The 12,275-nt window shown below is 55.0% G+C and carries 14 protein-coding genes and 2 pseudogenes; 9 read left to right on the top strand and 7 right to left on the bottom strand.

The features are described 5' to 3' along the window. Positions 1 to 30 precede the first annotated feature (30 nt). From GLR48_RS21270 to GLR48_RS26005, 3 genes and pseudogenes are all read left to right on the top strand, one after another. Entirely contained in the window at positions 31 to 369 is a 339-nt protein-coding gene (locus tag GLR48_RS21270; RefSeq protein WP_237065279.1) for a hypothetical protein, read from the top strand. 180 nt (positions 370 to 549) lie between these two features. Beyond that, the gene (locus GLR48_RS21265; RefSeq protein ID WP_237065277.1) at positions 550 to 768 is read left to right on the top strand and encodes a hypothetical protein; all 219 of its coding nucleotides are present in this window, start codon (positions 550 to 552) and stop codon (positions 766 to 768) included. Continuing rightward, positions 765 to 2,128 (top strand): annotated as a pseudogene (locus GLR48_RS26005) (alpha,alpha-trehalose-phosphate synthase (UDP-forming)). The gene GLR48_RS21265 and the pseudogene GLR48_RS26005 overlap by 4 nt, the downstream one beginning before the upstream one ends. Positions 2,129 to 2,294: 166 nt before the next feature. Here GLR48_RS26005 and GLR48_RS21255 read toward each other — a convergent pair. The 3 genes from GLR48_RS21255 to GLR48_RS26140 form a co-directional block, all read right to left on the bottom strand. Further along, positions 2,295 to 2,777 carry a hemerythrin domain-containing protein gene (locus GLR48_RS21255; protein WP_237065275.1) on the bottom strand — a complete coding sequence of 161 codons (483 nt, stop codon included), beginning with the start codon at positions 2,775 to 2,777 and terminating at the stop codon, positions 2,295 to 2,297. Positions 2,778 to 2,967: 190 nt separating this feature from the next. Next, positions 2,968 to 3,429: a deaminase gene (locus GLR48_RS21250; protein WP_237065274.1), complete on the bottom strand. Its 462-nt coding sequence runs from the start codon at positions 3,427 to 3,429 to the stop codon at positions 2,968 to 2,970. A 135-nt stretch (positions 3,430 to 3,564) separates the two neighbouring features. Further along, positions 3,565 to 3,762, bottom strand: coding sequence for a DUF2934 domain-containing protein (locus GLR48_RS26140; protein ID WP_442915860.1), 198 nt, complete (start codon positions 3,760 to 3,762; stop codon positions 3,565 to 3,567). Between the two features lie 577 nt (positions 3,763 to 4,339). On the opposite strand from GLR48_RS26140, the gene GLR48_RS26000 reads away from it, so the two are divergent. The 4 genes from GLR48_RS26000 to GLR48_RS21230 all read left to right on the top strand — a co-directional run bounded on the left by GLR48_RS26000 (position 4,340) and on the right by GLR48_RS21230 (position 7,107). Continuing rightward, positions 4,340 to 5,710 carry a sensor histidine kinase gene (locus GLR48_RS26000; protein ID WP_237065272.1) on the top strand — a complete coding sequence of 457 codons (1,371 nt, stop codon included), beginning with the start codon at positions 4,340 to 4,342 and terminating at the stop codon, positions 5,708 to 5,710. A 176-nt stretch (positions 5,711 to 5,886) separates the two neighbouring features. Next, on the top strand, positions 5,887 to 6,312 hold the full coding sequence (locus tag GLR48_RS21240) for a response regulator (protein WP_237065270.1): 426 nt from the start codon (positions 5,887 to 5,889) through the stop codon (positions 6,310 to 6,312). A 53-nt stretch (positions 6,313 to 6,365) separates the two neighbouring features. Beyond that, complete coding sequence (locus GLR48_RS21235) at positions 6,366 to 6,743, top strand: hypothetical protein (RefSeq protein WP_237065268.1); 378 nt, start codon at positions 6,366 to 6,368, stop codon at positions 6,741 to 6,743. Positions 6,744 to 6,750: 7 nt separating this feature from the next. Next, positions 6,751 to 7,107 (top strand): Crp/Fnr family transcriptional regulator, encoded by a 357-nt coding sequence (locus GLR48_RS21230; RefSeq protein ID WP_237065266.1) that lies wholly within the window; start codon positions 6,751 to 6,753, stop codon positions 7,105 to 7,107. Positions 7,108 to 7,284: 177 nt separating this feature from the next. Here the strand turns inward: GLR48_RS21230 and GLR48_RS21225 are convergent, their stop codons facing one another. The 3 genes from GLR48_RS21225 to GLR48_RS21215 form a co-directional block, all read right to left on the bottom strand. Then, on the bottom strand, positions 7,285 to 7,671 hold the full coding sequence (locus tag GLR48_RS21225; RefSeq protein WP_237065264.1) for a YidH family protein: 387 nt from the start codon (positions 7,669 to 7,671) through the stop codon (positions 7,285 to 7,287). A 19-nt stretch (positions 7,672 to 7,690) separates the two neighbouring features. Further along, entirely contained in the window at positions 7,691 to 8,245 is a 555-nt protein-coding gene (locus GLR48_RS21220) for a DUF421 domain-containing protein (protein WP_237065261.1), read from the bottom strand. 188 nt (positions 8,246 to 8,433) lie between these two features. Next, the gene (locus tag GLR48_RS21215) at positions 8,434 to 9,258 is read right to left on the bottom strand and encodes a manganese catalase family protein (RefSeq protein ID WP_237065259.1); all 825 of its coding nucleotides are present in this window, start codon (positions 9,256 to 9,258) and stop codon (positions 8,434 to 8,436) included. 297 nt (positions 9,259 to 9,555) lie between these two features. Here GLR48_RS21215 and GLR48_RS21210 point away from each other — a divergent pair, with 297 nt between their 5' ends. Next, positions 9,556 to 10,005 (top strand): ferritin-like domain-containing protein, encoded by a 450-nt coding sequence (locus GLR48_RS21210; protein WP_237065258.1) that lies wholly within the window; start codon positions 9,556 to 9,558, stop codon positions 10,003 to 10,005. A gap of 267 nt (positions 10,006 to 10,272) precedes the next feature. On the opposite strand, the gene GLR48_RS21205 is transcribed toward GLR48_RS21210, so the two are convergent. Further along, complete coding sequence (locus GLR48_RS21205) at positions 10,273 to 11,607, bottom strand: IS5 family transposase (protein WP_237065256.1); 1,335 nt, start codon at positions 11,605 to 11,607, stop codon at positions 10,273 to 10,275. A 165-nt stretch (positions 11,608 to 11,772) separates the two neighbouring features. Here GLR48_RS21205 and GLR48_RS21200 point away from each other — a divergent pair. Continuing rightward, positions 11,773 to 12,232, top strand: a pseudogene (locus GLR48_RS21200) (2Fe-2S iron-sulfur cluster-binding protein). Positions 12,233 to 12,275 lie beyond the last annotated feature (43 nt).

Raw genomic sequence — 12,275 nt, 5'->3', positions numbered from 1 at the left:
GCTGGGGAAATCAGGTTCGACAGGATTATTATGGTCGAAAGCGATCTACAGGTCGCCTCCTGGCTGGCAGGCACCCTGCGTGAATTAGAACTGAATGTCGACGGTGTCTACCACGATGCTGAAAGCGCCTTAGCCACCTTTCACGGGCTGAATTTCAGTTTGTACCATCCCCTCATTATTCTGGACGGTGATCTGGGTCGTGGCGGCTCCGAGGTCACTGCCCGTTTTCTGGCCAATAAGGGGGTCTGTTTCATCCTACATACCAACCGCGAGTTGGAATTCGATAGCGGCTTCCGCAACATGATGTTTTCGGTTCTGCCTAAATCCAAGAACAAGATCAGCCTTATCTCTGCGTTGGAGCAATTATGACGTCCGGTTTGAAACCAAATCGTCGGCTGGAAAAAGCGTAAAAAAAATGTGGCTGGATTCGAATCTTAATATAATTTTGGCGTCAATGGGAAAACTGTTGTGCGTCAGCATGTTGTCTCTCGTCTTTCGATGCCAGACACAACTGAGCAAACAGAGCCATCGTGGAAGGAGAGCATCGAGATGTCGATCCTAGATACGGTCGGCGCAGAAATGCGCCACGATGGCCCGCTGACACGCCACCCGCTCGTCGGCAGTGGGGAAGTGTACCTCGTTCATCGGCAATCACAGGATGCGGTTGGTCAGACGACAGGCAAGCAGCTGGAAGCCAAAGGCCCTGGCACGGCTGTCCATTATCGAGCTGTCCGGCTGGCGGCCTGTGCCGACGGCGGTGCGTCGTGACGGGTCGGCTGATCGTAGTGTCCAACCGGGTGCCGTCTGATGGCCCTCCCTCCGGCGGTCTGGTCGTAGCGCTGCATGATTGTTTGAACGAGGATGGTGGCATCTGGTACGGTACTTCAGGGCAGATAGCAGAATTAGAGAATGATGAATTTCGCGATGTGCCCGGTGACGGCTACGACATGCGGACTTTTGATCTGACGCAAGAGGAACACGATGGCTATTACTTAGGATACGCCAATTCCGTCCTGTGGCCGCTGTGTCATCGCCGGGCAGATCTGATGGCCCTGAACGCCGGCGACTTCGAAACCTACATGGGTGTCAACCGCCGTCTGGCACGTATGATGGCCGAACATCTGCAGCCGGACGATATGGTCTGGATCCACGACTATCACTTTTTGCCTCTGGCCGCCTGCCTGCGCGACGAAGGCGTGGAAGCAACCCTTGGCTACTTTCATCACATCCCGTTTCCGGCTGTGCATGACTTGATGGCCTTGCCAGAACACGGCATTTTTCCGGAGTGGATCTCAAGTTTTGACCTTGTCGGACTGCAGACCCAACGCGATGTGGCGGCCGCACTGGAAATGTATCGCGGCCTTGTTGGCGCAGAGCATCTGCGCGTGGGTCGCTGCAGTACCGCGACCGTCATTTCGAAATTCGCAGTTTTCCCATTGGGATCGACGTCCAATCCTTTGGTGAAGTGGCGGGCCGTCAGGACGGGCGGAAACTATTAAATCTGGCGACCGGCGAACGACTGGTTATGGGCGTTGACCGGCTGGATTATTCCAAGGGGCTGGACAACCGGATGAGAGCCTTCGGTGCTTATCTGGAGATATGCGAAGAAAGCGATCCGCGTGCGTCTTTGTTGCAAATTGCACCGCCCACCCGTGAAGAGGTCACGGCCTATCAGAACATCCGAAATGAATTGGAACGCATCTCCGGTCAGGTCAACGGTCTGTATTCCGATCTGAACTGGACACCGATCCGTTACATCCACCGTGCGATCCCGCGCGACACGCTGGCCTCGCTTTACCGGGCGGCGGACGTCGGCTTTGTCACGCCGTTCTGCGACGGCATGAATCTCGTTGCAAAGGAATACGTGGCAGCACAGTCTCCCTACAATCCAGGCGTCCTGATCCTCTCGCAGTTCGCGGGCGCTGCAGAGGCCATGACCTCGGCCCTGATTGTAAACCCCTACGATATCGATGAAATGGCCCAAGCCCTGCGCACCGCTTTGGCCATGCCTCTGGAGGAACGCCGCGAACGTCATCAAGAACTGGTCGAAACGGTGCGGCACGACGACATCGGTCACTGGACGGAAACGTACCTCGCGACGATGTCGAGGCTCGCACAGACGGCGTAATAGGCTGTCTTTATGCAGTCGGGAGTGGGCATTACGCCGTCAATAAGCCCCGAAAGTGCCGGATCAGACAATGAAAGCAACACGCGACTGGCTGGAAGGACGACTGATCGCGTAACAATGGCGGCGTACTGACGCAACGCTGTATTACTAAGTGGAAAATGGAATTTTAGTTTATTTCACTTTTACCTGAAATGAGGCGATCACACTGAAAGGCAAGGAATTCGATGGCAAGCTCATGTCTCAAGTTGAGAGTGGCACGACGACGAAAGTCTGCAAGGTTCTGACTTTCCTCCAGTGCAATATGGTCACTATTCAAATTACGCAATTCTTGCAGTGCTACAAACCATTCAGGGTAACCAATTTCTAACCTATCTAAATCAGCTATTTTCGACCGAATCCGATCGTGGGCTTGAAGTGCAGTGATTGCTTCCGCTTCAGCATTTCCAGCACCTGTCGCACCCAACCCTACACGTGCCAAATGAGGGTAGAATATCCTCTCCTTGGCATCCATATTTACGCTCAAATAAAACATCAGACCGCGCCAGACCGCTGCTAACGTTGAAATTTCAGTAATATCTATTTCTTCTAACGCATCAAACAGGCGCCGTTGATGATTGTTAATCTGTCGGATGTTATTTGCGATATCCACGTATTAATTCCAATCTTTCCTTACTTCCAGTTTACTCTCGTTAAGACGTCAAGAGCCGATTGAACCCCTGCAATGACGTTTGGTACAGTCTTTTACGGAGTCCTGAATGTTTCTTCCTCAGGTGCGATCCATATTGATTTGAGATTTTCATAAGCGAAATGACCTTGGGAAAATCATGATGTCGATGGACCTATTCTGCGCCAGTCTCATAGAGGTGGATGACCGCATCCTCCATAACGCCTCCAACATATTCGAAGGGCTCCCCAGCCTTGGCGAAATCGACAATGCTGAGCTGGGGGAAAACAAAGTATTTTGCCGCGACATTCTCTTGTTGGGCGCAAAAGATGACCCGCTTGATGCCCGCGAAGCGCATGGCCGACAGGCACATCTCGCAGGGCTGGAGCGACGAGACCAATGTGCAATCCGACAGTTCCTCGCGAACGAGGCGCTGCGTGATGGCTGAAATGACGACCATTTCCCCATGGAGGGTCGGATCGTTGCAGGCGTTTAAGATCCAGTCCTGACAGACGATGGCCGCGGCGATCCCGGTTCGGTTCTGGTCATGCGAGGCGCTCAGCGCACGATCAACAACGCCTTGTACGGCTTGGCGTTCAGTGGCCGATAATCGACTATCTTTCCTTATATCAGGCATCCGACGCCCCTCCCTGTCCTTATAAAACAATTACGATCGATCCGCACATAGTCCTCTCGGCTACGACCAGACGGCGTTGTAAGTGTGTTGACCTCAGTTTAACGTAAAGCTGCGGCAGCCAGTCACGGTGCAGAGCTACTTAGTTTTTTTGCCAGGTTTAGCCGCAGCCGGCGGATCCTGTGCTTCAGGCTCCGTCCCAGCGGCCGTCGTGGCACCATCTGACTCCATCTGGGCTTCATGCCAAAATCGATCCGCGTCGCCCTCCGGGCGGCCAGCGGCTTCCCACAAAGCGTAAGCCCGTTCCTCGATTTCTTGTTGTCTGGTGGCATCCATATCAACGGTCCTTCTATGCTGTTTGAAGTATCGATTTCATTACCAATATGGATGACCCGGGTTCCAGCGTGATTTAACTGCTTTGATGTGCGCCGATTTTTGCGACACTAATTAACGCAACGGCGTGGAGCCTTTTGCGCCAGAACGTCTCAGGGTTAATGATTCAAAGAATATACTGTCGAACTGTCGTGCTGTCTGACCTCGTCGATTTGCGGTCGATTGTCGCGGTCTTGGGCAGTGAGCGTAGGCTTGCATTTGTTTTTGACGACAGCCGTCCTGTTCCGTCAGAATGTGGGGCAAGACATTTCAACCGGTGTGAGGCTGCACTTGAAGCTCAGGACGATTTCGACGTCGCAGAGGATACTGCTCATTGTCGGCGCAGCGATGCTACTGCCTGCCGTTGTCATTGTCGCCTTTCTGTTCAGGCAGTCGTCGCAGCGCGAAGTCGGTCGGGTGGAAGCCTCGGCCCTCGCCACCGCCGAGACACTCGGTCCTGCTCTCGGACGCGCGGTGGCAAGCGGATATCTCTGCGCTGAAGGTCCTGTCGACGTCACGGTACTTCGGTGACGGCAATATCGTGGCGGGGGCCGATCGGGCCCGGGATGCGATAGCACTCGTGCCGGGCTGGACTGCGATCACACTCAGCAACCAGGTCACCGGCGAGACGCTCTTTCAGGAAACGGCGACCGGGTTTGTGGCAGGTGTTGTGACTGAACCACCGTCAACAGATGCATCTGACGAAGCCGCAGCTGGTCAGGTCATCCGCGCAGGCCAGTTTTGTCCGTGTGTGGTTATGGAGGTGCCGGTCCCCGGAAAGCCGAGTCTGTCTCTCATCGTCTATGTCGATCCGCAGGTTTATCAGGACAGATTGATGGAGCAACTGCCGGACGATGCTGTTGGAGCAATCGTCGATCGAAACGGAAATTTCATAGCACGCTCTCTGGATTTTGTAGAACGCGTGGGTACGCCCGGCACCTCCTATGTTCTGCAGGCTGTCGCAGCAGCCGGTACTGGCATCTACCAAGGCGTTACCTTCGAAGGCCTGACAAACTATTCGGCTTATGCCACGTCCGCGCTGACGGGTTGGTCCGCTCATGTGGCGGTAAACAAGGCCCTGATCGATCAACCCCGTTCGCGGGGCGTGTCGGCCCTTATTGTCGGAGCTCTGACCGCGATCCTAATCGGCGCGGGTCTGCCGACATATGTCATCAAGGATCTTGATACGCGGCGCGCGGAAGACCGACGCATGATGGAGTTGCAACGCTCCGAAGCGATGTCGCAGTTCACGGCCACCATCGTCCACGATTTCCGGAATATCCTGTCTGCCATGCAGTCCGGCCTTCGCATGATTGTCCGGAAAACTGATAACCTGGAGATCGTGCAGTACGCCCGCTTGATCGAAGGTGCGGTCGAACGTGGCACCAAGCTCAGCAATCGCCTCCTCAGCTTTGCGAAGGAAGATGGTGCGGAAATCGCACCGGTGGGCTTGCGCGAACTCTGCGATGACATGGCCTATCTGCTGCAACAGGCGGCGGGACCTCAGGTCGAGGTGGATGTGCAGATCTCGGAAGGGTCGCTGACGGCGCAAGTCAACCGCGATCAGCTTGAACTGGCTTTGGTCAATCTCGTTGTGAACGCCCGCGATGCAATGCACGGTAGCGGCAGGATCGTCATCGCAGCGTCCCAGCGCGGCTCCGACATCGAGATTAGTGTGACCGACACCGGGCCAGGAATCCCAGCCGAACTTAGATCAGATTTGTTCAAACCATTCTTTACGACCAAAGCCGGCAATGGGGGGACAGGACTGGGCCTTGCCCAAGTGGCGGGCATGGCCTCGCAGGCCAAAGGGGCTGTCTCCATTGAGGATGCTCCCGGCGGCGGTGCAGAGTTTCTCATCCGCCTGCCTTGCGCCGAAGCGGACAGCACTGTCAGTGCGAAATTCACATGAGAGCGGGCAGCCCTCGCGGATGTTCGCATCTCCAGTCAGTTTGTATTCCTACCCCGACAATATCCAAGCCTTGTCAGTCTGCGGTGACGTTTCAACACAGGTTTTGCTTTTTTTGTTGACGGATCTCGCGTCGCCCTTACTTTTTGAAATCTTAATTATTTGTGAAGTCCCGGACCATGCCCATCTCGACATTACCCGCCGTACTGGTTGTAGAAGACGAACCTCTGATCCGCATGGACGCGATCGACATCATCACCGAGCCCGGGTTCCGGACATATGAGGCCAAATCCGCGGACGAGACCATCGCGCTGATGAACCAACATACCGATATCGGGATCCTGTTTACTGACGTCGAAATGCCCGGCTCCATGGACGGGCTGAAGCTCGCCGCTTACATCCGCGACAGATGGCCACCCGTTGTCATCATTATCGCCTCCGGGGCCACGCATATCGATGCGATCGACATCCCCGTGGGATCGTTGTTTTTCCAAAAACCGTATCCGAGCCGCATGATCTCTCAAGCCTTGCAAGATATCGCGGCCGCTATGAGCAACGCTCAGCATGCTGAACAGGCTGGCGACGTGACTTTAAAACTGGTTTAGTCTAGCGTCCCTGCAAACTGCCCAAGTCCAGCTGAATACGTCAGGAATTGCCAATGGAACGACAGAGTCATAGTGCGTTCCTGGCCCGTTTTTCGCGATTGCTGGATCTTACAGCTTCTGAGCGCGAGACTTTGGAAGACCTCGAGGCGCGACCCGAGCAACGCCTGAATTACGTTCCGGTCTTCGATGCCGAACGACCGGATGACCGCATTGCGATCCTGCGTTCTGGCTGGTCTGCCGTCCGTGTCCGGACCGACCCAGACAGAATAACGATCACGCAGATCTATATGGCGGGAGATGTGATCGGATTGAGTGAATTAGGGGTTGGCACCCCGCCTCATGAGACCACGATGCAGACGGATGGATCGGTGGCTCTGTTAAGCAGGCCCCAAGCTCTTTGCCCTTGCATCAACGCATCCTCGTCTCTTTGAGGCGTTGTTGTCGCTCGGCAGCATCGACACCGTTGTCCTGCTTGACCGCATGCATGCCATTACACGTCTCACCGCGGAAGACCGGCTGTTACATTTCATTATGTCGCTGAAGGCGAAGATAGATCATTGCAGCCTGCAGGAATCAGATCGGATTTTGCTACCATTCTCGCAAAAAGAAATCGGCGACGCGTTGGGCCTGACGCCAATCTACGTAAATCGCTTGCTAAAACGCCTGGAAAAATCCGGCGATTTGACGCGATCGCGCCCCTATGTTCGCCTTAATAATCGGAAGACGTGGGAGGAGCGGCTTAACTTCCGCAATCGCTATGCAGAATTCGATGTGAATTTAATCAATGCATCTTAACAGTTCATGCATTAAATGCTTTGGGCTTTCATCATGGATCTCCACTAGAAAGACGCGTTGCGACGGTGGCACCCATTGGTTTCGGACATGCTGTTCGAGACAATGTCGAAAAAAGTAATCTTTTACAATACTGCGCGACACTGCGGCCTCACCTCATGCCGGCATTTGCATTACTGACTATAGCAGCCAGAGAATAACCCCTGTCGCGAGAGCGCCAAGAGTAAGGACACAGGCGAGGAAGGTCATGTAACGATATGATTGAGCTTCAACGTCATGATCTTTCATACGGCGCTGAGCTTTGCGGCATTTGAAAACGGCAGACCAGAATATGAGCAGCGCGGCAAAAATGAACACCTCCGCCACACTTCTGGCAAGAACGGGATAGTCAGTGTCTTTGAATACGGCCTTCAAGCCAAGGGCCAGAGCAATGCAGGCCATGCCCGTACGCATCCACCCCGCAAACGTTCGCTCATTGGCTAACACGGTGCGGTCTTCTGCCCATGCCGTACGGGTATCAGCCAGTTCTATCGAATCCGGGTCGTCGGACAGATCCGTATCTGGCATCGTCAAGCTTCTTATCGAATTACGACGCGGACGGATCCAGAACTCCCTTTGTCCCTCCGACATGATTGAGCATGTTTGGGTCACCCAGCGGTTTGTTCGTCCCGATGACGCTCAATGTTGAATTAGTCTCAAGAACAACCCATTGCACATCTTCGATGCGGCTGTAGCCGGCCTCGCGAACGGCGGCATGGATTTCAGCTTCGGTCAATCTCTCCTTGCGCAATGCGTCTGCAAGAATCTGGCCCCGATGAAGCAACAACGTCGGCTCCGATTTAACGATCTTTGTTACCTTATCAGAGTGAATCATGATCTTGGTGAGACCCCATTGCAGCACCAGAAGCGTGTAAACGGCCGCCGCGCTTTCCAGCACAGTGACATCCGCCAACAGCACACCCGACGCCATCAACGAGCCGATGGCCACGGTGACGATCCAGTCAAAATTGTTCATCTGCGACGTCGAACGCTTACCGAACAACCGAACGGCCGCGACGACTGTGAGATACATGATCGCTGCGGCACAGACGGTGCGCAGCAATCCGCCCACACCGTCATACAAGAGAGGGTCATCAAACATCGTTTTTCCCGCTTTCTCGACGAGTTTAGGGGTCGCTGCAGTCGGCCAAAATTTTTTACACGCGATAGAGTAAAATGCCCGCCGCGGAGGGGCTCTCAGCTTTGTGCTCGGGCTGAGCGTCGAATTGATCGAAGGGCCACAGGTGTCGCCGCCCTTCGATTTGAAACAATTACTTTTCTACAGGTCTCTTACATCTGTTCTTTTTGCGCACCGCTGTGCTTGCGTGCCTTGCCGAGGTCGGGCTTCTGACCCAGGGGTTCGGGAGGCTTCACAACAGAGAATTCGCCTCTGCCATCGAGAGACGGCCCGCTCGTCCAACGACCTTCCGGTGTCTCCTCGTCGAGCGAGGTGTTGAGGAAATAATAGCTGTGCTGGGTGGCCTCATGGGATTCAGGCGTGGAGTTCGGAATTGGCAGCATGGCCGGCATGCCGCCCAGTTCTTCGATGACAGCCAGCCACTGCTGCTGGTGCATCGTGTCCCGGGCAATCAGGAAGGACAACATGTCCTTCATGCCCTTGTCTTCGGTCATGTTGTAAAGGCGGCTCGCAAGCACGCGTCCAGAACCTTCGGCCATAGCATTAGCTGTCATGTCGGCGGCGAGGTTGCCCGTCGCATATACGTGGCTCATGTCAAATGCGACACCGTTGGCATCGACCGGCATGGCAGACAGACCTGATGACAGAATGTGGCGCGGATTCATGCCCCCCATGATCGCATTTACGATCGGGTCTTTGGCAGCATCCTCCTGTGCAGTCACCGGCGCGCCGTCGAGATTGAGCGCAACAGCATGGCCGAGGAACTCGATGTGGCTCAGTTCCTCCGTGGCGGTCATCATCAACAGATCCCGGTACTTGCTGTCGCCACGCGCGCCCATGGCCTGGAAGAAGTACTGCATTGCCACGCGGATTTCGCCTTCGATACCCCCGATGGCTTGCTGAAGATATTTGGCAAACTGCGGGTCCGGCGTGTCGACCTTGACGTCGTACTGAAGCTTTCCGGAATGATGAAACATCGTTCTACCTTTCGGGCGAGATAAAATTGCACGCACATGATTGCACATGTTGGTGAACGGAAGTTCCGATCGTTGGTTCCCCTTAAATTGCAAAGGTCAGACAACGGGTTGGGAATATAAAGAATAGGCGCTCTGCAATGGAACCGAGCCAGTTTACTTTTTGTTAATCCGTCTGTCGAAAGTTATGCAAATTATCCTGACCATCTTGAAGGAACGATTTTTCAGTCACGGCGTTTCAAATCTGGAAAGTTTGCAAAGGCTTCTGAATTTTGACTTGGATCCGAAGGAGAATGTCCGATGGCCACGACAGTTGGCAACGAAGGCGACTTCAACAGTCTTATCACAGACCTCGTTTATCTGGAGCGGGATGCCATCGCTGCATACGACTCCACAATCAGTCATCTCTCTGATGCGTCTTTCAAAAGTCAGGTGGCGCAGTTCAAGGACGATCACCTGCAGCATCTTGAAGTCCTCAAAGAAATTGCCGATGAATCGGGTGCGGTCGCTCCCATTGAAGGCGACATGAAACAGATGCTGACAACCGGCAAGGTCGCCTTGGCGAGCCTTATGGGAGATGGCGCCATTCTCAAGGCGATGAAGACCAACGAAGATGACACCGTAACAGCCTACGAACGTGCGTCGACACACGACGATGCGAACCCTCGGTCCAAAGCCTTCTTTGAAAAGGCGCTGGCCGATGAACAGCGTCATCGTGATTGGATGCAAAGGACGGCTGAGAGCGTGTGACGATGAAAAATCAGCAGAGTAGAGATTTTCACTTTGAGCGCTCAGTTGACAAGCATGGGACACTTCGCCACTCTCAGCGGCGGTTTAGGCAATCAGAGTTTGGTTTCAGACCCTGAACGGGATCCGGTGGTCGCCGTCGACCACCGGATTCTTTAGCCTGAACTTTAGCTTTATAGTTTGGAACGTGCACCAAAGTAGAGCAATTGCGTTGGCGCCGCCGCTCTCTACATAAGTAGTTCACGCTGAACAACACGATCCGGCGACAAGTTAGCAGTTTGCCGGCCTGATCCTGTCCGTTGCGGCGGCGCATAATGCGGTCAGGATGAGGGACAACAAAGCCCTGAGGTGGGCCAGGATCTTGCGGATGTTGTGGCCGCAACCACAGAGCACGGCGAAGACCGCATCGCCGAACGTCCCCTTGAGCGGGCATCGCGACAGACGTCCGTCAGTTTTCATGTGTCCAATCTCTGGTTCTATGGCGCTGCGCCGCCTCAGCAGTGTCTTCAACTTTGGCGTCAGGCCCCGGCGCGTGCCGCTGATCAGCACTTTTGTCGTCGATACACCGTGGCCGCGATAGCCGCGGTCCACGACGGCCAGATCCGGAGACCGACCGGTCAGGATCGCGACCTGCTCCGGGGCTTCGGGCAAAGTATGCCCATCGTAGGGATTGCCCGGCAGGGCGCGCATGCCGACGACGAAGCCCTCGTCGATGGTAGTGGCCAGGCTGACCTTGGTCCCGAACTCATAGCGCTTGCGGGCCTTGCCTTTGGAGATGCAGTCGACCTCGGGTTCATGCAGGGCGTAAATCTTGCCATGGCTCTTTGGGTTCTGATGCAGCAGGCGACTGACGAGCACGAGGGTGTCCAGAGCACGCTCACGGAAGGCGCCACCCGGAATTTTCTCGAGCTGACGGCGGATGTCGCGCAGGATGCGGCCGGTGTAGCCCTTCAACTTTTTCAGGGCTTTGCGCATGCGCTTGAATTGCCGGGCGTGGGCGTAGCGCCCGATCTGCATTGCGAGGCGGGGTGCCAGTCGATTGTAGTTCTGCCGCAGCGTGATCTCGCCTTCTTGGGCCAAGGCCACAAGCTGGCGACGTGCCTTTTCATACAGGCGCGCATCCGTTGGATGCGCGATGTTCTTCTCCATCACCGTCGTGTCCACGGCAATGCGCGCGAGACTGCGATCCTCCACGGCCCCGGACGTGACCCCAGCTTCAATCGTCTTGGTCAGCAGCCACTCGGCCCCTTCCTCTCCGATCAGCTGACGCCAGCGGGTCAAGCAGGACGGATCGACAGGGGGGCGGTGCTGGAAGAATGTCTCACCGGTGAAGTGCTGGTAGTAAGGGTTCTCGACCCATCGGGCGACGACGGCGTCGTCGGACAGACGATAGGCATGTTGGAGATACAGCAGCCCCGCGACCAGGCGCGGCGATGTTGCTGGCCGCCCTGTCGTGGCGGGAAAGAAACTGGCCCATTCGGTTTCGAAGAACTCCCAGTCAATCAGCTTTTCCAGTTTCGCCAATGCGTGGCGAAGATCGATCATCTCAGTCAGGCGGGGACGCAGGAGATCGTCCTGCTCGTCAGTGCGGGGATGAGGCTTCATCTCGGCTCCGGAATTTGCAAGGTTTCGCGACCCAGCATACGAAACCCTGCAATTATCTGCCACAGTTTTTACGAAATCTACGAGCAAAATCATACGCTTGTGACTTATTCAGGGCGAACTAAGTAACAGCCGGTTGTCCTGCTAATCGTGGTGAAGGAATGAGATATGGTTGAATTCAGACTTCCCAAAAACTCCCGGATGGTGACGGGCAAGACGTGGCCAAAGCCCGTGGGGGCCACACACTGTAAGAAGCTGTCCATCTACCGCTGGAATCCCGATGATGGTCAAAATCCCCGGTTGGATACATTTTTTGTAGATCTGGATACCTGTGGCCCGATGGTTCTGGATGCCTTGATCAAAATCAAGAATGACATCGACCCCACCCTGACGTTCCGACGATCCTGCCGGGAGGGCATTTGCGGCTCCTGTTCGATGAATATCAACGGCGTCAATACCCTGGCCTGTATCGCCGGCCTTGATGAGACTAACGGATGATCTGGAGGATCCGTTCAAACTGTATCGGTGCCACACCATCATGAACTGCGCCAAAACCTGCCCAAAGGGGCTGAACCCTGCGAAGGCAATTGCGGAAATCAAACAGATGATGGTCGAGCGCATTGTTTAAGTGAAGCTTGGGAATGGGTGACGCGGACGGGCTCATTTTTTGT

Source organism: Loktanella sp. M215 (assembly GCF_021735925.1).
Taxonomy (GTDB): domain Bacteria; phylum Pseudomonadota; class Alphaproteobacteria; order Rhodobacterales; family Rhodobacteraceae; genus Loktanella.
Note: the sequence above shows the minus strand (reverse complement) of the source record. Positions and strands in the feature narration are given on the sequence as shown.